Source organism: Bosea sp. OAE506 (assembly GCF_040546595.1).
In the GTDB taxonomy this organism is placed as follows: domain Bacteria; phylum Pseudomonadota; class Alphaproteobacteria; order Rhizobiales; family Beijerinckiaceae; genus Allobosea.
This window is the reverse complement of record NZ_JBEPOB010000001.1, coordinates 307,885-325,842: the sequence shown is the minus strand read 5'-3', so window position 1 is coordinate 325,842 and position 17,958 is coordinate 307,885. Positions and strand designations below refer to the sequence as shown.

The 17,958-nt window shown below is 68.3% G+C and carries 15 protein-coding genes; 13 read left to right on the top strand and 2 right to left on the bottom strand.

All coding sequences use genetic code 11. The features are described 5' to 3' along the window. Window positions 1-9: 9 nt before the first annotated feature. The gene (locus ABIE41_RS01615; RefSeq protein ID WP_192643097.1) at window positions 10-792 is read left to right on the top strand and encodes an ABC transporter permease; all 783 of its coding nucleotides are present in this window, start codon (window positions 10-12) and stop codon (window positions 790-792) included. 38 nt (window positions 793-830) lie between these two features. After that, the gene (locus tag ABIE41_RS01610) at window positions 831-2,264 is read left to right on the top strand and encodes an amidohydrolase family protein (RefSeq protein ID WP_192643096.1); all 1,434 of its coding nucleotides are present in this window, start codon (window positions 831-833) and stop codon (window positions 2,262-2,264) included. Between the two features lie 22 nt (window positions 2,265-2,286). Here the strand turns inward: ABIE41_RS01610 and ABIE41_RS01605 are convergent, their stop codons facing one another. Then, window positions 2,287-2,952, bottom strand: a complete 666-nt coding sequence (locus tag ABIE41_RS01605; RefSeq protein WP_192643095.1) for a TetR/AcrR family transcriptional regulator — start codon at window positions 2,950-2,952, stop codon at window positions 2,287-2,289. A gap of 90 nt (window positions 2,953-3,042) precedes the next feature. Here ABIE41_RS01605 and ABIE41_RS01600 point away from each other — a divergent pair, with 90 nt between their 5' ends. Genes ABIE41_RS01600 through ABIE41_RS01590 form a run of 3 tightly spaced genes read left to right on the top strand, consistent with a single transcriptional unit; the run spans window position 3,043 to window position 8,964 of the window. Beyond that, window positions 3,043-4,278, top strand: coding sequence for an efflux RND transporter periplasmic adaptor subunit (locus ABIE41_RS01600; RefSeq protein ID WP_192643094.1), 1,236 nt, complete (start codon window positions 3,043-3,045; stop codon window positions 4,276-4,278). 5 nt (window positions 4,279-4,283) lie between these two features. Next, the gene (locus ABIE41_RS01595; protein ID WP_192643093.1) at window positions 4,284-7,427 is read left to right on the top strand and encodes an efflux RND transporter permease subunit; all 3,144 of its coding nucleotides are present in this window, start codon (window positions 4,284-4,286) and stop codon (window positions 7,425-7,427) included. A 13-nt stretch (window positions 7,428-7,440) separates the two neighbouring features. Continuing rightward, window positions 7,441-8,964 (top strand): efflux transporter outer membrane subunit, encoded by a 1,524-nt coding sequence (locus tag ABIE41_RS01590; RefSeq protein WP_354191604.1) that lies wholly within the window; start codon window positions 7,441-7,443, stop codon window positions 8,962-8,964. Here the strand turns inward: ABIE41_RS01590 and ABIE41_RS01585 are convergent. Further along, window positions 8,958-9,875 carry a LysR substrate-binding domain-containing protein gene (locus ABIE41_RS01585; protein WP_192643092.1) on the bottom strand — a complete coding sequence of 306 codons (918 nt, stop codon included), beginning with the start codon at window positions 9,873-9,875 and terminating at the stop codon, window positions 8,958-8,960. The two genes, ABIE41_RS01590 and ABIE41_RS01585, sit on opposite strands and share 7 nt — an antisense overlap. Before the next feature lie 123 nt (window positions 9,876-9,998). Here ABIE41_RS01585 and ABIE41_RS01580 point away from each other — a divergent pair, with 123 nt between their 5' ends. The 8 genes from ABIE41_RS01580 (at window position 9,999) to ABIE41_RS01545 (ending at window position 17,901) form a co-directional block, all read left to right on the top strand. Beyond that, on the top strand, window positions 9,999-11,036 hold the full coding sequence (locus tag ABIE41_RS01580) for an ABC transporter substrate-binding protein (protein ID WP_192643091.1): 1,038 nt from the start codon (window positions 9,999-10,001) through the stop codon (window positions 11,034-11,036). A gap of 140 nt (window positions 11,037-11,176) precedes the next feature. Further along, the gene (locus ABIE41_RS01575; RefSeq protein ID WP_192643090.1) at window positions 11,177-12,220 is read left to right on the top strand and encodes an ABC transporter ATP-binding protein; all 1,044 of its coding nucleotides are present in this window, start codon (window positions 11,177-11,179) and stop codon (window positions 12,218-12,220) included. After that, entirely contained in the window at window positions 12,217-13,083 is an 867-nt protein-coding gene (locus tag ABIE41_RS01570) for an ABC transporter permease (RefSeq protein ID WP_192643089.1), read from the top strand. Before ABIE41_RS01575 ends, ABIE41_RS01570 begins: the two co-directional genes overlap by 4 nt. Continuing rightward, complete coding sequence (locus tag ABIE41_RS01565; RefSeq protein WP_192643088.1) at window positions 13,080-13,880, top strand: ABC transporter permease; 801 nt, start codon at window positions 13,080-13,082, stop codon at window positions 13,878-13,880. The genes ABIE41_RS01570 and ABIE41_RS01565 overlap by 4 nt, the downstream gene beginning before the upstream one ends. A gap of 5 nt (window positions 13,881-13,885) precedes the next feature. Further along, the gene (locus tag ABIE41_RS01560; protein WP_192643087.1) at window positions 13,886-15,019 is read left to right on the top strand and encodes an NAD(P)/FAD-dependent oxidoreductase; all 1,134 of its coding nucleotides are present in this window, start codon (window positions 13,886-13,888) and stop codon (window positions 15,017-15,019) included. Beyond that, the gene (locus tag ABIE41_RS01555; protein ID WP_465247108.1) at window positions 15,012-15,308 is read left to right on the top strand and encodes a (2Fe-2S)-binding protein; all 297 of its coding nucleotides are present in this window, start codon (window positions 15,012-15,014) and stop codon (window positions 15,306-15,308) included. The genes ABIE41_RS01560 and ABIE41_RS01555 overlap by 8 nt, the downstream gene beginning before the upstream one ends. After that, the gene (locus ABIE41_RS01550; RefSeq protein WP_192643085.1) at window positions 15,305-16,753 is read left to right on the top strand and encodes an FAD-dependent oxidoreductase; all 1,449 of its coding nucleotides are present in this window, start codon (window positions 15,305-15,307) and stop codon (window positions 16,751-16,753) included. The genes ABIE41_RS01555 and ABIE41_RS01550 overlap by 4 nt, the downstream gene beginning before the upstream one ends. After that, entirely contained in the window at window positions 16,750-17,901 is a 1,152-nt protein-coding gene (locus ABIE41_RS01545) for an NAD(P)/FAD-dependent oxidoreductase (protein WP_192643084.1), read from the top strand. Before ABIE41_RS01550 ends, ABIE41_RS01545 begins: the two co-directional genes overlap by 4 nt. Window positions 17,902-17,958 lie beyond the last annotated feature (57 nt).

Genomic DNA, 17,958 nt, shown 5'->3' with positions numbered 1-17,958 from the left:
GGCACTCTGATGGAACGTCTCGGCGAGATCATCCGCGAGAAGGGCGCCTCGACGGCGCTCATCATCGGCGTCTTCCTGTTCTGGGAGCTGTTCTGCCTGATGGCGGGCATCTCCGACATCCTGCTGCCGCGCCCGTCGCAGATCATCAAGGCGCTGATCCAGTACTGGCCGGCGATCTGGCCGCACACCTGGCAGACGCTCTACACGACGATCGTCGGCTTCGGCATCGGCGTTGTGATCGGGCTCCTGCTGGGCATCCTGATCGGCTCGTCCAAGCTCGCCTATGACACCGCCTATCCCCTGCTCGTCGGCTTCTCCTCGATCCCCAAGGTCGCGGTCGTGCCGATCTTCGTGCTCTGGTACGGCGCCGGCACGGTGCCGGCGATCCTGACCGCGATGATCATCTGCATCTTCCCGATCGTGGTGAACGTCGCCACCGGCATCGCCACCGTCGAGCCCGAGCTCGAGGACGTGATGAAGACGCTGAAGGCCTCGAAGACCGACATCCTCTGGAATGTCAGCCTGCCGCGCGCGATGCCCTATTTCTTCGCGGCGCTGAAGGTCGCGATCACGCTCGCCTTCGTCGGCTCGGTGGTGGCCGAGACCGTCGCCTCCAACCGCGGCATCGGCAACATGATGATGATCGCCTCGTCGAGCTTCAACGTGCCGCTCGTCTTCGCCGGGCTCTTCGTCCTGGCCGGGCTTGGCGTCACGCTCTACGTGCTGTTTTCTCTGATCGAGCGGCGCGTCACCGGCTGGGCCCACCGCAAGACCGACGTCGCCTCGGCCTGAGGCCTGGGCAAGGGCCCCGTTCGCGACGGAGACGCATTGTGCGCCAGATCACCGCCGGCCATGCCTTCGATGCCCGCCGCAGCCTCCAGGATAAGGCGCTGACGCTGGAGGGCGGCACCATCGCCGCGATCGGCAAGGCGCCGGCCGGAACCGCGGACGACGTCGTCGTGCTGCCGGCGCTGGTCAACGCCCATGACCATGCCCGGCCGATCCGCACCAGCTCGGTCGGCGGCTTCGCCCGGCCGCTCGAACTCTGGCTGCACCGCCTGGCGCTGTTTGCCCCCGTCGACCCTTATCTTGCGACGCTGGCGCCGCTCGGGCGCGCCGCGCTCGGCGGCCAGGGCGCCGTGATGATCCACCATGTCCGGCCGATGGGCCTGACCGATCTTCCGACCGAGGCCGCGGCCATGGCCCGCGCCGCCCGCGACATCGGCGTGCGCATCGCCTTCGGCGTCGGCATGCGTGACCAGAACCCGCTGGTGTATGGCGACCATACCCCCGTGCTGGAGGATCTCGACCCCGTCGCCCGCGCCGAGATCGAAGCACGCTATCTGTCGCCAATGCTGCCGATCGCGGAGCAGATCGCCCGCGTCGACGCCGTTGCGGCGGCCATCGCCGGCCCGATGGTCGATGTCCAATATGCGCCCAACGGCCCGCAATGGGGCTCGGACGCACTCTGGGAGGCGATCGCCGAGGCCTCCGCCCGCACCGGGCGCCGCGTCACTACCCATCTGTTCGAGACGAAATACCAGCGCGACTGGGCCGACCGGACCTATCCCGGCGGGCTGGTCAGGCGCTGGAAGGAGATCGGCCTGCTCTCGCCGCGGCTGACGCTGGCCCATTGCGTCTGGGCCCGCCCCGACGAACTGGAGATGATCGCCGAGGCCGGCTGCGTCATCGCCACCAACACCTCCTCCAACCTGGCGCTGCGCTCGGGGCTCGCGCCGGTTGCCGAGATGGCGGCGCGCGGCTGCAAGGTCGCGCTCGGCGTCGACGGCCAGGCCTTCGACGAGGATGACGACGCGCTGCGCGAATTGCGACTGCTCTGGTCGCTGCATGGCGGCTGGGGCTTCGACGCCAAAATCAGCCCGCGCGAGGCTCTCGCCATGGCGCTCGAGACCGGGCGCATCGCGCTCGGCGCGCCCGCAGGCGGCCAGCTCGCGGAAGGCCAGGCGGCCGATCTCCTGATCCTCGACCGTGCCGCGCTCGACGAGGATGCGCTGATGCCGGTCGACCCGCTCGAGCTGATGTTCGCCCGCGCCACCCGCCGCCAGATCCGCGAGCTGATCGTCGATGGCCGCAGCATCGTCGCCCATGGCCGTGTGCTGGGTGTCGATCTCGATGCCGTCCATGACGAGCTGCGCGGCATCTACCGCGCCGGCATCGCCGATCGCGCCGGCCTCGCCGCGGCGCTCCCGGCGCTGGAGAGCGCCGTCACCCGGCACTACGTCACGCGCCTCGGCTGCTGCTGAGCCGGGCCCGCGGGGGGCAGGCTCAGGCGGCGGCTGGCCTCGCCGCTAGCCCGGTCAGGAACACCTCGATGCAGCGCCGTGCATGGTCGGTCCGCTGCGCGCTGGTCATCAGGGAATCGCCCGGGTAGCGCTTCACCAGCACGCTGAACACCATGTCCATCAGCATGCGGGCCGCGGCTTGCGGCGGGAAGGGGCGAAGCGCGCCGCGGGCCTGCTGCTCGCCGAGCCAGTCCGCGAGCAGATGCAATGCCGCCTGCGCGCCTTCGAGCGCGATCGCCTCGCCGATTTCCGGATAACGGTCGGCATCGGCGAGGGCGAGGCGGATGAAGGCCAGGCGCTCGCGGTTCTCGCTCTCGTCGATGTCGAGCCGGAAGATCGCCGCCAGCGCCTCGGCCGTGGCCAGACCATCATCCGCCCGGGGCAGGGCGAGCATGGTCCGCCGGTGATCGGCGACCATCGCCTTGAACAGGTCGGTCTTGGCCGGGAACAGGCGATAGAGCGTCTTCTTGGAAATGCCGCAATAAGAGGCGACGGCATCCATCGTCGTGCCGCCATAGCCGACATCGAGAAAAAGCTCGCAGGCGATGGCGAGGATGCGCCGGCGCTCCTCGGAATCGGGTCGCTGCTTGGGCCGTCCGCGGCCTCGCACCGGTGAGGCGCCGAGCACCGCCATCTCGTTGTCGTTCATGAACCGTCACTCCCCGGAAACATCTTTGGGTTTGACAGGCCAAGAAATCAAGCGTTAAGAAACCCGAGAGTTTCCAAAAAGAGACACTGCATGTCCCGTCACCGCTCCGTCCCCGTCCGGCCGATGCTCCTCGCAGGGGCCGCCGTTCTCGGCATCGCTCTGGCCGGCTGCAACAGCGAGAAGGCGGCCGCGCCGCCGCCCCAGCCGCAGGCCCAGGTCAGCGTGGTCGTGCTGCGGTCGAAGCCAGTCGCCATCAGTGCGGAGCTGCCGGGTCGCGTCGCCGCCAGCCTTGTTGCCGAGGTGCGCCCGCAGGTCGGCGGTCTCGTCAAATCGCGCCTGTTCCGCGAGGGCAGCGAGGTCAAGGCGGGCGACGTGCTCTACGAGATCGACCCTGCGCCCTATCAGGCGGCGCTCGACAGCGCCGAAGCCGCGCTCGCCCGAGCCGAAGCGGCGGTACCCAACGCCCAGGCCAAGGTCGACCGGTATCGCGACCTCATCCGCCAGAACGCGATCAGCAAGCAGGACAATGACGATGCCGTTGCGGCGCTCGCCCAGGCCCGAGCCGACGTCGCCTCCGCCCGCGCGAGCCTCGACACCGCCCGCATCAATCTCGGCTTCACCAAGGTCACGGCCCCGATCGGCGGCCGCGTCGACCGTTCGACGCTGACGCCGGGTGCGCTGGTGACCGCCAACCAGACGACGGCCCTGACCACGATCCGCCAGCTCGACCCGATCAATGTCGACGTCATCCAGTCCAGCACCAACCTGCTGAAGTTCCGCAGCGCGGTTGCCGAGGGGCGCCTGCGCTTCACCGGGCCCAATGTCGCCGTGAAGCTGAAGCTCGATACCGGCACCGAATACGCGCAGAGCGGCAAGCTCGAATTCGCCGAGGCCAATGTCGACGAGACGACAGGCACCTTCACGGTGCGGGCCGAATTCCCCAATCCCGACCGCCTGCTGCTGCCCGGCATGTTCGTTCGCGCCGTCATCCAGGAGGGCGTCGCCGAGAACAGCTTCCTCGTTCCGCAGCGTGCGGTCGGCCGCAACACCAAGGGCGAGGCGACCGCCAAGTTCGTCGGGGCAGATGGCAAGGTCGAGGAGCGCGTGCTCTCGTCCTCGCGCAATGTCGGCAACAATTGGCTGGTCGAGCAGGGCGTAAAGGATGGTGACCGCGTCATCGTCGAGGGCGCCCAGCTCGTGCGTTCCGGCCAGACCGTCACCGGCAACGAGGTCACGATCGACGAGGCCAGCGGTGAGCTCAAGGCCGCCAACCGCCAGGCCGCGCTGCCCGCCGGCGAGGCTCCTGGCCAGACCGCGAAGAACTGAGCGCCATGTCCCGTTTCTTCATCGAGCGCCCGATCTTTGCCTGGGTCGTGGCCATCGTCATCATGCTGGCGGGGCTGCTCGCCCTGCGCACCCTCCCGGTCTCGCAGTATCCGCAGATCGCGCCGACGACGGTCAGCATCAGCGCGAGCTATCCCGGCGCCGACGCGCAGACCGTCGAGAATTCGGTGACGAAGGTCATCGAGCAGGGCATGACCGGCGTCGATAACCTGCAATACATGTCGGCGACCTCGACCTCCTCGGGCCAAGCGACGATCACGCTGACCTTCACCAGCGGGGCCGACCCTGACGTCGCGCAGATGCAGGTGCAGAACAAGCTGCAGCTCGTCACAGCGCAATTGCCGCAGACGGTGCAGAACACCGGTATCACCGTCGCCAAGGCCTCCAGCGGCTTCCTGATGGTCGCCGCCTTCGTCTCGCGCGACGGTCGGATGTCGACCAACGACCTCGCCGACTATGTCGATTCCACCCTCAACGACACGCTCAAGCGCGTGCCGGGCGTCGGCTCGACCCAGCTCTTCGGCGCCGGCTACGCCATGCGGATCTGGCTCGATCCGGACCGGCTTCAGAAATACGCGCTGATGCCGAGCGACGTGGTCACGGCGATCCAGGCTCAGAACGTCCAGGTTTCGGCCGGCCAGCTCGGCGGCCTTCCCCAGGTCAAGGGCCAGCAGCTCAACGCCACCGTGACCGCCGTCAGCCGGCTTCAGACCGTCGGGCAGTTCGAGAACATCATCCTGAAGAGCGGCTCGTCGGGCTCGATCGTGCGGCTCAACGACGTCGCCCGCGTCGAGCTTGGCGCCAAGGACTACACCACCGCCACGCGCTACAACGGCTCGCCCGCGACGGGCCTCGCCGTCAGCCTCGCGACCGGCGCCAATGCGCTCAATACCGCCGCTGCGGTGAAGGCGACCATCGAGCGCCTCAAGCCGACGCTGCCCGAGGGCATCGACGTCGTCTATCCCTTCGACACCACGCCCTTCGTGCAGGTCTCAATCGAGAAGGTCGTCCACACGCTGTTCGAGGCGATCGTCCTCGTCTTCATCGTGATGTACGTCTTCCTGCAGAACTTCCGCGCGACGCTGATCCCGATGATCACGGTCCCCGTCGTGCTGCTCGGCACCTTCGGCGTCCTCGCCGTCGCCGGCTATTCCGTCAACACGCTGACCATGTTCGCGATGGTGCTCGCCATCGGCCTGCTCGTCGACGACGCCATCGTCGTCGTCGAGAATGTCGAGCGCGTCATGCAGGAGGAGAAGCTTCCGCCCAAGGAGGCGACCATCAAGTCGATGGGTGAGATCACCGGCGCGCTGATCGGCATCGCCACCGTGCTCTCGGCGGTCTTCGTGCCGATGGCCTTCTTCGGCGGCTCGGTCGGCATCATCTACCGGCAGTTTTCGATCACCATCGTCACCGCCATGGCGCTGTCGGTCGTCACGGCCCTGATCCTGACACCAGCGCTCTGCGCCACCATGCTAAAACCCGCCGGCGATCACGCCGCGAAGAAGGGCCCGTTCGGCTGGTTCAACCGCGGCTTCGACAGGACGCTGAACGGCTATACCGGCGGCGTCGCCGGCATGATCGCCAGGCCGATGCGCTTCATGCTGGTCTTCCTGCTGATCGGCGGCGGCATGGCCTATCTGTTCGCGCGGCTGCCCAACTCCTTCCTGCCGGATGAGGACCAGGGCGTCCTCTTCACCATCGTCCAGCTGCCTGCCGGGGCGACGCAGGACCGCACGCTCGCCGTGCTCGACCAGGTCCGTCAGCACTATCAGGAGAAGGAAAAGGACCTCGTCGAGGGTGTGCTGACCGTCACGGGCTTCAGCTTCAGCGGCGCGGGCCAGAATGTCGGCATCGCCTTCGTACGCCTCAAGCCCTTCGAGGAGCGCATCGGCAAGCAGGCGACGGCCCAGGCCGTGGCCGGTCGCGCCATGGCCGTCTTCCGCGGCATCAAGGACGGCATGGTCTTCGCGCTCGCCCCGCCTTCGATCCAGGGCTTCGGCAACAGCGCCGGCTTCGAGTTCTACCTGCAGGACGTCGCCGGCGCGGGCCATGCCCGGCTGATGGAGGTGCGCAACCAGCTGCTGGGCATGGCCGCCCAGAACCCGTCGCTGACCGGCACGCGTCCCAATGGCCAGGAGGACACGCCGCAATACGCCGTGGCGATCGACCAGGAGAAGGCGAGCGCGCTCACCCTTTCGCTCGGCGACATCAACACCACGCTCTCGACCGCCTGGGGCTCGGCCTATGTCAACGACTTCATCGACCGTGGCCGCGTGAAGTCGGTCTATGTCCAGGCCGATGCGCCGTTCCGGATGCAGCCGGAGGATATCGGGCGCTGGTATGTCCGCAACAGCGGTGGCTCGATGGTGCCGTTCTCGGCCTTCGCCACGGGCCACTGGACCTATGGCTCGCCGCGGCTCGAGCGCTACAACGGCGCCTCCGCGGTCAACATCCAGGGCGCTGCGGCTGCCGGCATCAGCTCCGGCGCGGCGATGGACCAGATCGACGCCATCGCCCAGAAGCTGCCGCCCGGCTTCAACCATGAATGGACCGGCCTGTCCTATCAGGAGCGGCTCTCGGGCAGCCAGGCGACGGCGCTCTACGCGCTCGCCATGCTGGTCGTGTTCCTCTGCCTGGCGGCGCTCTACGAGAGCTGGTCGGTGCCCTTCGCGGTGATGCTCTCGGTGCCGATCGGCATCTTCGGCGCACTCCTCGCGGCGACCCTCTTCGGCCAGAGCAATGACGTCTATTTCAAGGTCGGCCTGCTCACCACAATCGGTCTTGCGGCCAAGAACGCGATCCTGATCGTCGAATTCGCGATCGAGCAGGAGGCGGCGGGCAAGAGCCTGATCGACGCGACGGTCGATGCCGCCCGCCAGCGCCTGCGCCCGATCCTGATGACGTCCTTTGCCTTTATCCTCGGCGTTCTGCCGCTGGCGATTGCGACCGGAGCGGGCTCCGGCAGCCAGAACGCGATCGGCATCGGCGTCATGGGCGGCATGATCGCCGCCACCGTGCTCGGCGTGTTCTTCGTGCCGCTGCTCTATGTCATCGTCGCCAGCACGGTCCGGCGCTGGCGCAAGCCCCCGGCCGAGACACCGGCTGTGGCGACGGTCGAGGCGCATTGAGGACATGATGCGGATGACGAAGACGCCTCTCGCCATGACGGGCCCTGCGCCGAAGACCCTGCGCCCTTCCGGTCTCGCCGGTTGGGCTGGGATCGGCCTCGTCGCGGTGGCGCTCGCCGGCTGCGCCGTCGGGCCGGACTATGCCACCCCAGGCCAGTTTCTGCCCGGCCAGTGGGGCAATGCGCCGAAGACGGCCAGACCACTCGACGTGGCGCGTCTCGGCGGCTGGTGGAAGAAGCTCGGCGACCGCCGGCTGAACGAGGTGGTCGAGCGCGCGGTCGCCGGCAATCTCGATGTCGCCTCCGCCAAGGCCCGCATCCGCGAGGCCCGCGCCACCCGTCGCCAGGCGATCGGCGCGCTCCTGCCGCAGGTCGACGGCCAGGGCTCCGCGACGCGCTCGCGCTCGTCTGCCGCGACCTCCGCGAGCGGCTCCAACATCACCTCCAGCCTGTATCAGGCCGGCTTCGACGCAAGCTTCGAACTCGATCTCTTCGGCGCCAACTATCGCAATGTCGAGGCGACGACCTATGGCGTCGATGCCGCCGACGAGGACCTGCGCGCGACGCTGCTGACTCTGATCGGCGACGTCGCCACCAACTACATCGAGGCGAGGGGCTCCCAGGCCCGTGTCGCGCTCGCGCGCCGCACGGCAGCCTCGCAGCGCGAGACGGAGCGCCTGACCCGAAATCGCTTCACCGCCGGTACCGCCTCGGCGCTCGACGTCGAGCGCGCCGCAGCCCAGGCCGCAACGACCGAGGCCGCGATCCCGACGCTCGAGGCGTCCTATGCCCAGAGCCTGCACCAGCTCGGTATTCTCACCGGAGAGGCGCCGACTGCGCTGGCCGGCCTGCTCGGATCGGGCGGCCCCATCCCCGCCGCGCGCGGCACGCCTCCGGCCGGCATCCCCGCCGACGTGCTGGTCAACCGGCCCGATGTCCGCCGCGCCGAGCGCCAGCTCGCCCAGGCGACGGCCAGGATCGGCCAGGCGGAAGCGGCGCGCTATCCCAGCGTCAGCCTGACCGGCAACATCAGCACCACCGCGCTGAAGACCGGCGACCTCGCCAAGAACTCCTCGATCGGCTGGTCCTTCGGGCCGACGCTCAGCGTCCCGATCTTCAATGGTGGCGAACTGCAAGCGGCCGTCGAGGTCGCGCAAGCGCAGCGCGACCAGTCGGACGCCGCGCTGCGGCTCGCCGTGCTGACGGCGCTGCAGGATGTCGAGAACTCGCTCGTGAACCTCGCCAAGGAGCGCCAGCGCGCCGGCAAGCTCTCGGCCGCCGCCAACTCCTTCCGCGAGGCCGCGCGGCTCTCTCGCACGCTTTACCAATCCGGCGCGGCGAGCTTCCTCGATGTGCTCGACGCCGAGCGTTCGCTCTACAGCGCCGAGGACACGCTGCTGCAAAGCCGCGTCGTCACCACCTCCAACTTCGTCTCGCTCAACAAGGCGCTCGGTGGAGGCTGGGACAAGCCGGTCAACGTCCTGCTGCCGCGCGTCGTCGACACGAACACCGGCCCGCATCTGCGCGCCGCCTACTGAGCCAAGATGTGCTCACTGGCGGCGGCCAGTTCGCGGATCGCCGCCGTCACCGTCTCGACGAAGCCGACCGCCAGTGGCGAGCGGAACCGGCCGACCGGCCAGACGACGCCGAGGTCGTAGAGCACTTCGGGCCGGAACGGGCGCGTGACGATGCCGCGCCCGCGATACTCGGCCGCCGTGTACGGGTCGACGATCCCGATGCCGGCGCCAGAGGCAACGAGAGAACAGGCGATCATCGAGAGAGGCGTCTCGACCTTGATCGACCGCGTGACCCGCGCGGCGGAGAACAGCGCGTCGGTGCGGTAGCGCCACTGCGTCGAACCCGCGAGCGAAACGAAGGGCTCTCCCGCGAAATCCTGGGGCTCGAGGACAGCCTTCGCGCAAAGCCGGTGGCCCTCCGGCAGCACGGCGACGGCCGGGACCGAGGGCAGCTGTTCGGCCACGATATGCGGGAAATCGAGCGGGTATTGCGCGAAGCCGATGTCGCAGAAGCCGGTGGCGACCCAGTCGACGACCTGGGAGGAGATGCTGCCATAGATCGCCACCTCGAGCCCCGGCTTGTCCTGCATGTAGCCGGCGATCAGTCGTGGCAGGAACCCGACATTAAAGGTCGGCAGCGCGGCGATGCGCAGGCTGCCCGCCAGCCCCTCGCGAAGGTTGCGGGCGGTGTTCTCGATCTGCTCGAGTCCGACGAACTGTCGCTCGACCTCGCGGTATAACGAAAGCGCCTCGTTTGTCGGCACCAGCCGCGTTCCGCGCCGCTCGAACAGCGTCAGCCCGAGCACATACTGCAGATCATGGATCAGTCGCGTCACAGCCGGCTGGCTGATATTTAGCGCGCGGGCGGCATTGGTGACCCCTCCGGCCACGATTACGGTCCGAAAGGCTTCGATCTGGCGCGGATTCAGCATGGGAAGAGCCCGGGAAACGCCGGACATAACATTTGCGTATGGACTGCGCGAATCATTCGATTTGACCCGTTACAATCTGTCGCAGAACCTTCACGGATCACTCGCAAAAATGAGGAGGGGTTCATGAAGTTCTCTTGGGTTGGACTGCTGCTGACGACCACCGCGCTGGCGACGTCCGGTGCCGCCATGGCGCAGCAGAAGACGATGTTCGTGGCCGGCTATGGCGGCTCCTACGAGCAGACCATGCGCAAGGAGGTCATCCCGGTCTTCGAGAAGCAGGCCAACGTCAAGATCGAGTACGTAGCCGGCAATTCGACCGACACCCTCGCCAAGCTCCAGGCCCAGAAGGGCAACCAGCAGATCGACGTCGCCATCGTCGACGACGGCCCGGCCTATCAGGCGGTTGCGCTCGGCTTCTGCGGCACGCTGACCGACGGCCCCGTCTACAAGGACGTCGCCCCGGTGATGAAGTTCAAGTCCAACAAGGGCGTCGGCCTCGGCCTCGTCTCGACCGGGCTGTTCTACAACACCAAGATCTTCGCCGAGAACAAATGGCCGGCGCCGACCTCCTGGAACGACCTCAAGTCCAAGACCTACGGCAAGAAGATCGTCACGCCGCCGATCAACAACACCTACGGACTGCATGCCCTGATCGCGATGGCGCAGATCGGCGGCGGCGGCGAGACCAACATCGAGCCGGGCTTCAAGACCTTCAAGGACGAGATCAACCCCAACATCATCGCCTATGAGCCCTCGCCGGCGAAGATGACCGAGCTGTTCCAGAACGGCCAGGCCGTGCTGGGCGTCTGGGGTTCGGGCCGCGTCAAGGCCTTCGCCGACACCGGCTTCCCGGTCGCCTTCGTCTATCCAAAGGAAGGCAGCTTCGCGCTCGGCGTCGCCGCCTGCCCGGTCGAGGGTGCCAAGAACCCGGCCGAGGCCAACGCCTTCATCCAGTTCATGCTCTCGCCCGCGATCCAGAAGATCATGGCTGTGGGCGCCGGGTTCGGCCCCGCCAACACGACCGTGACCCTGACCCCCGACGAGCAGAAGGGCTTGCCCTATGGCGACGAGGTCAAGGCGCTGAAGGCGGTCGACTGGGACATTGCCAACGCCAAGCGCGAGGACTGGACCAAGCGCTGGAACCGCGAGATCGAGCGGTAAGCTCCACCCGTCCTTCTCGGGCGCCACGAAGCGGCGACCCGAGAATCGGGTGACGAGCATCTCGTCCAGACGTCCTGAGATGGTCGGGGCAAGGCCCGACCATGACGCCCGATCTTTGAGCAGAAACCTTCGAAAGCCCCATGTCCCACCTCGTCCTCGACGGCCTGACCAAGCGCTTCGGCGGCTTCACCGCCGTCGACGCCATGAACCTCTCCGTCGAGCGCGGTGAATTCGTCTCGCTGCTCGGCCCCTCGGGCTGCGGCAAGACCACGACGCTGCAGATGATCGCCGGCTTCGTCGATGTCGACCAGGGCGGCATCCGGCTCGACGGCGCCGATCTCGTCTCGGTGGCGCCCAACAAGCGTGGTCTCGGCATCGTCTTCCAGAGCTATGCGCTGTTTCCGCACATGACGGTCGCGGAGAACATCGCCTTCGGGCTCGAAATGCGCGACGTGCCCAAGGCCGATCGCGACCGGCGTACGCAGGAGGCGATGGAACTCGTCGGCCTCAAGGGCTTCGCCGATCGCTATCCGCGCCGAATGTCGGGCGGCCAGCAGCAACGCGTGGCGCTGGCCCGCGCCCTGGTGATCAAGCCGGCGCTGCTTCTCCTCGACGAGCCGCTCTCCAATCTCGACGCCAAGCTGCGCGAGGAAATGCAAAGCGAGCTGCGCCAGATCCAGCGCTCCGTCGGTACCACCACGATCCTCGTCACCCATGACCAGCACGAGGCGATGGCGCTATCCGACCGCATCGTGCTGATGAACCAGGGCCGCATCGAGCAGATCGGCGCACCCCACGAGGTCTATGACCGGCCGGCCAGCGCCTTCGTCGCGAGTTTCCTCGGCAAGACCAATGTTCTCGCCGCCACCGGCGACGGGCAGGGCGCGGTCACCGTCGGCGGCCTCGTCTTGCCGCTGCCGGGTGCCGGAAAGGGGCCGCTGAACCTCGCGGTCCGGCCCGAGCGCCTGACCTTCGCGCCGGCCGGCGAGCCGGGCCTCGAGGCCCGCATCAAGGGGCGCGTCTTCCAGGGCACGCACTGGCTGCTGACCGCCGAGAGCGCGGCGGGCGCGCTCACCCTGATGCGCGGCAATGACGGTGCTGCGGTGCCGGGCGAGGGCGAGACGGTGCGGCTGCGCTTCTCGGCCGCCGACGCGGCCCTCCTGCCGGCCGGAGCGGCGGCATGAGCGGCGTCGTCACGCAGCGCAGCGCGCCCTTCCTGCTGACCGGGCCGGCGCTGCTGGTCTTCCTCGGGCTGGTGATCATCCCGCTGGGCATGACCGTGCTGCTCTCCTTCTACGACTGGGGGCAGTACAAGGGCATCGTTCCGGAGTTCACGCTGAAGAACTGGATCGAGGTCTTCACCGATTCCTACTTCTTCGAAATCTTCATGCGGACCTTCCGCATCGCGATCCTGGTCACACTGGCGGCGATCGTCATCGGCGTTCCCGAGGCCTATATCCTCAACCGCATGTCGCCGGCCTGGCGCAGTGCCTTCCTGCTCGCGATCATCGGCCCGCTCCTGGTCTCGGTCGTGGCGCGCACGCTCGGCTGGGCCTTGCTCCTCGGCTCGACCGGCCTCGTCAACCAGGGCCTGATCGCGCTCGGACTGATCAAGACGCCGCTCGAGTTCATGTTCACCGAGACCGGCGTCGTCATCGCGCTGATCCATGTGCTGATCCCCTTCATGATCCTCGCCGTCTGGGCCTCGCTGCAGCGGCTCGACCCGCAGATCGAGAATGCCGCGCTGTCGCTGGGCGCCGGCCGTGCCACGATCTGGCGGCGCGTGATCCTGCCGCAGATCGTGCCGGGCATCCTCTCGGGTTCGATCATCGTCTTCGCGCTGGCGGCGAGCGCCTTCGCCTCGCCGGCGATTATCGGCGGCCGCCGTCTGAAGGTCGCCTCGACGCTGGCCTATGACGAGTTCCTGAACACGCTGAACTGGCCGCTCGGCGCCGCGGTGGCGACGCTGCTGCTCGTCGCGCTCGTGTTGATCACCGTCGGCTCCAACCGGCTGATCGAGCGCCGCTACGCACAGGTGTTCGAATGAGACGCAACGGCATCCCCGCGCTGATCTTCCACGGCCTCTTCATCGTCTTCATGCTGGCGCCGCTGCTGATCGTCTGCGTCGTCGCCTTCACGCCCGAGGGCTATCTCTCGCTGCCGACGCGCGGCCCCAGCCTGCGCTGGTTCAAGGCGATCTTCGACTATCCCGAGTTCATCCGCGCCTTCCGCGACTCGCTCTGGCTGGCGGCGCTCTCCTCCACCATCGCGATCATGCTGGCAATGCCCGCCGCGCTTGCCATCGCGCGCTACCGCTTCCCCGGTCGCGAGGCGATCACGGCGCTGTTCATGTCGCCGCTGATGGTGCCGCATGTGGTGCTCGGCATCGCCTTCCTGCGCTTCTTCACGCAGATCGGCATCTCCGGCTCGTTCGTCGGCCTGGTGCTGAGCCACATCATCGTCATCATCCCCTTCGCGCTGCGGCTGGTGCTGGCCGCCTCCTACGGCATCGACCGGCGCATCGAGCACGCCGCGATCTCGCTGGGCGCCGGGACGACCACGGTGTTTCGCCGGGTGACGCTTCCGCTGATCCTGCCCGGCGTCGTTTCGGGCTGGCTCTTGGCGGCGATCAACTCCTTCGACGAGGTGACGATGACCGTGTTCATTGCCTCGCCGGCGACCGTGACGCTGCCGGTGCGCATGTTCCTCTACATCCAGGACAATATCGACCCGCTGATCGCGGCGGTCTCCGCCTGCCTGATCGCCATGACCGCGATCCTGCTCTTCGCGCTCGACCGGTTGTTCGGGCTCGACCGCCTCTTCGTCGGATCCGGAAAGGGCTGACAGACGTGACCACCTCAGCATTGTCATCGGAAGCCGACATCGTCGTCGTCGGCGGTGGAGTCGTTGGTGGCGCCATGGCACTCGGCCTGGCGAGCGGCGGCGCCCGCGTCACCATCCTCGACGAGGGCGACGTCGCCTTCCGCGCCTCGCGTGGGAATTTCGCGCTGGTCTGGGTCCAGTCCAAGGGGCTGGGCATGCCCGAATACGCGATGTGGTCGCGCCGCTCCGCCGAGCAATGGCACCAGCTCGCCGGCGTGCTCGCAGAGGAGACCGGCATCGACGTCGCCCACAGCCAGCCCGGCGGCTTCATGCTCTGCCTGTCCGAGGCCGAGCTGGAGCAGCGCCGCCAGACCATGCTGCGGCTGCACAACCAGATGTCGCTGAGCGATTTCCCCTACGAGATCCTCGATCATGACGAGACCAAGCGCCGCCTGCCGGATATTGGCCCCGATGTCGTCGGTTCGGTCTACAGCCCGCTCGACGGCCATGTGAATTCGCTGAAGCTGTTCCGCGCGCTGCACGAGGCCACGCAGCGTCGCGGCGTCGATTACCGCCCCAACTGCACGGTCGACAGCATCACACAAAGCGACGGCGGCTTCCGGCTGAAGGGGGCCTTCGGTGAGATCGCGGCGGGCAAGGTCGTGCTCGCGGCCGGCCTCGGCAATGCGCGGCTCGCGCCCATGGTCGGGCTTGATGCGCCGGTGAAGCCGAGCAAGGGCCAGATCATCGTCACCGAGAAGACCGACGCCTTCCTGCACAACCCGATGGTGACCATCCGCCAGACCGACGAGGGCGGCATCATGATCGGCGACAGCCAGGAGGATCGCGGGTTCGACACGGTCGTGCGCCAGCCGATCCTCTCGGTGATGGCCGAGCGCGCGGTCCGCATGTTCCCGCGCCTGGCCGGCCTTAATGTCGTGCGCTCTTGGTCGGCGCTGCGGGTGATGAGCCCGGATGGCTTCCCGATCTACGACCAGTCGCTCAGCCACCCCGGTGCCTTCGTCGTCACCTGCCATTCCGGCGTGACGCTGGCCGCCAACCACGTCCTGACGCTGGCGCCTGCCATTCTCGCGGGCGGCCTGCCCGACACGCTCGATGCCTTTTCCGCACGGAGGTTCCATGTTCCGGCCCATGCATGAGGTGAAGGCGGCCGATGCGCTCGGCTTCACCTTCGACGGGCGTGCCCTGACGGCGCGCGCCGGTGACACGGTCGCGGCAGCCCTTCTCGCCAATGGCGTCCAGGCCTGTCGCCAGACGCCGGTCTCGGGTGCAGATCGCGGCCCCTATTGCATGATGGGCGTCTGCTTCGACTGCCTCGTCGTCATCGACGGCGTCGGCAACCGCCAGGGCTGCCTCGTGCCGCTGCGCGAGGGCATGCGGATCGAAACCCAGGCCGGGCGCCGCCATCCCGATGGGGCCCAGTCATGATCACAATCGAGACCATCGGCCAGGTCGCCGAGCATTACGATATCGCGGTGGTCGGCGCCGGCCCGGCCGGGCTCGCCGCCGCCGCGCGCGCGGCCGAACTGGGCCTCTCCGTGCTGCTCGCCGACGAGAACCCGGCGCCGGGCGGCCAGATCTACCGCGCCATCACCACGACGCCGGTCACGCCGCGCGCCGTGCTGGGCGAGGACTATTGGAAGGGCGGGGCGCTGGCCGAGCGGCTCAAGCCGACGACAACCGCCTATGCGCCGGGCTGCACCGTCTGGTCGGTCGCGCCCGACGAGGCCGGCGGTGTCGAACTCGGCCTCTCGCTCGCCGGCCAGGCGCGGCTGATTTCCGCCGGTCAGGTCATCCTGGCGACGGGCGCGCAGGAGCGGCCCTTTCCGATCCCGGGCTGGACCCTGCCGGGCGTGATGACCGCGGGCGCCGCCCAGATCGCGCTCAAGGCCTCGGGCCTCGTGCCGAGCGGCCGCACCGTGATCGCCGGCTGCGGCCCCTTGCTCTATCTGCTCGCCGGCCAGCTCGCGGCGGCCGGCGCCAACATCGTCGCGGTGCTCGACACGACGCCGCGCCGCAACTGGCTGACGGCTATAGCCGCGTTACCCGATTTCCTGCGCTCGCCCTATCTCGCCAAGGGCCTGAAGCTGATGGCGGCGGCGCGGGGCAAGCTGCCGTTCAAAACCGGCGTTACTGCGCTGGCGGCCGAAGGCTCCGGCACGCTCACCGGCGTGATGGTGACGCGTGGAGGGGCGACCGAGACTATCCCCTGCGACGCGCTGCTGCTGCACCAGGGCGTCATTCCCGGCATCAACCTCGCCAACGCAGCCGGCTGCGCGCAGCATTTCGACACGGTTCAGCATTGCTGGACGCCGACGGTGGATGACTGGTTCGCGTCCTCGATCCCCGGCATCGCGATTGCCGGCGACGGGGCGGGGATCGGCGGCGCCGAGAGCGCGGCGCTGCGCGGCGAGATCGCTGCGCTCGACGCCGCGCGCCGGCTCGGCCGGATCTCGGAAGCGCAGCGCAACGAGAAGGCCGCTCCCACGCAGGCCGAACTCGCCCGCAGCCTGCGCGGGCGGCGTTTCCTCGACCTGCTCTATCGCCCGGCGCCGCAGTTCCTCGCGCCCCCGGCGGATGAGACCATCGTCTGCCGCTGCGAGGAGGTCACGGCCGGCCAGATCCGCGATACGGCGCGGCGCCTCGGCGTCACCGGCCCCAACCAGATGAAGGCCTTCCTGCGCTGCGGCATGGGCCCCTGCCAGGGTCGCCTCTGTGGCCCGACCGTGGTCGAGGTGATCGCGCAGGAGCGTGGTGTCTCGGCCGAGGAGACCGGCTACTACCGGCTGCGCCCGCCGGTGAAGCCGGTGACGCTCGCCGAACTCGCAGCCCTGCCGCCGACGGACGCCGCCGTCAAAGCGGTGGTGCGGTGAGCGAAGGGCGCCGCAGCGCCGACGTCATCGTCATCGGTGGCGGCATTCATGGCTGTTCGACGGCGTTGCACTGCGCGATGCGTGGGCTGTCGGTCATCCTGATCGAGAAGGACCATGCCGGACGCCATGCCTCCGGCGTCAATGCCGGCGGCGTGCGCCAGCTGGCACGCCATGTCGCGGAGATTCCTCTCTCCAACACGTCGATGGCGCTCTGGCACCGGATCGAAGACCTCGTCGACGACGATTGCGGCTTTACCTCCGACGGGCAGGTGCTGGTCGCGGAGGACGAGGAGGATCTCGGCAATTGCCGCGCCCGCGTCGATGACCTGACCCTGCGCGGCTTCCACCATGAGGAGCTCATCGACGCGGCCGAACTGCGCCGCCTCGTGCCGGCGGTCTCGGACGCCTGCCCCGGCGGCGTCGTCTCAAGACGCGACGGCGCGGCGATCCCCTTACGCGCAACGCAAGCCTTCAAGCGCAAGGCGCAGAGTCTCGGCGCCGATATCCGCGAGGGCGTGCGTGTCACCCGCGTCGCCCGCGACGGCGGCAACTGGCGTGTCGAGACCGACCAGGGCGCCTTCCTGGCCCCCCGCATCGTCAATGCCGCGGGTGCTTGGGCCGACCGCATCGCCGCCGACCTGGCTGAGCCGGTGCCGCTCGAGGTCATCGCGCCGATGCTGATGATCACGGCGCGAATGCCGGCCTTCATCAAGCCGGTGGTGATCCTGCGCAAGCGCAAGCTCTCCTTCAAGCAGTTCGAGAACGGCACGGTGCTGATCGGCGGCGGCTATCTCGGCCGCGCCATCCGCGACGAGAACCGCACCGTGCTCGACTGGGGCAAGCTCGCGACCAATGCCAAGACGGTCTGGGACCTGTTCCCGATCATGCGCGGGGCGCCGATCCTGCGCGCCTGGGCCGGCATCGAGGCGCGCATGCCCGACGATCTGCCCGTCTTCGGCAAGAGCGCGAAGCATGAGGGCGTCTACCACCAGTTCGGCTTTTCGGCCCATGGCTTCCAGCTCGGGCCGGGCGCCGGGGCCGTGATGGCCGAGATCATCGCCACCGGCTCGAGCAACGTCCCGATCGACGGGCTCGGCATCGCTCGGTTTGCGACCGAGACCGAGAGCGCTGTCCACAGTGCTCACTGACCGCCGCCGTCATCCCGGGCGACCGCAGGGAGACCCGGGATCCATGCCGGAACCGTT

Excerpts from the sequence above, each read along its gene's own strand:
- ABIE41_RS01565 (WP_192643088.1), top strand. The coding sequence starts at position 13,080 with ATGAGACGCAACGGCATCCCCGCGCTGATCTTCCACGGCCTCTTCATC.
- ABIE41_RS01590 (WP_354191604.1), top strand. The coding sequence starts at position 7,441 with ATGACGAAGACGCCTCTCGCCATGACGGGCCCTGCGCCGAAGACCCTG.
- ABIE41_RS01555 (WP_465247108.1), top strand. The coding sequence starts at position 15,012 with ATGCATGAGGTGAAGGCGGCCGATGCGCTCGGCTTCACCTTCGACGGG.
- ABIE41_RS01585 (WP_192643092.1), bottom strand. The coding sequence starts at position 9,875 with ATGCTGAATCCGCGCCAGATCGAAGCCTTTCGGACCGTAATCGTGGCC.
- ABIE41_RS01615 (WP_192643097.1), top strand. The coding sequence starts at position 10 with ATGGAACGTCTCGGCGAGATCATCCGCGAGAAGGGCGCCTCGACGGCG.
- ABIE41_RS01570 (WP_192643089.1), top strand. The coding sequence starts at position 12,217 with ATGAGCGGCGTCGTCACGCAGCGCAGCGCGCCCTTCCTGCTGACCGGG.
- ABIE41_RS01600 (WP_192643094.1), top strand. The coding sequence starts at position 3,043 with ATGTCCCGTCACCGCTCCGTCCCCGTCCGGCCGATGCTCCTCGCAGGG.
- ABIE41_RS01605 (WP_192643095.1), bottom strand. The coding sequence starts at position 2,952 with ATGAACGACAACGAGATGGCGGTGCTCGGCGCCTCACCGGTGCGAGGC.
- ABIE41_RS01550 (WP_192643085.1), top strand. The coding sequence starts at position 15,305 with ATGATCACAATCGAGACCATCGGCCAGGTCGCCGAGCATTACGATATC.
- ABIE41_RS01580 (WP_192643091.1), top strand. The coding sequence starts at position 9,999 with ATGAAGTTCTCTTGGGTTGGACTGCTGCTGACGACCACCGCGCTGGCG.
- ABIE41_RS01575 (WP_192643090.1), top strand. The coding sequence starts at position 11,177 with ATGTCCCACCTCGTCCTCGACGGCCTGACCAAGCGCTTCGGCGGCTTC.
- ABIE41_RS01595 (WP_192643093.1), top strand. The coding sequence starts at position 4,284 with ATGTCCCGTTTCTTCATCGAGCGCCCGATCTTTGCCTGGGTCGTGGCC.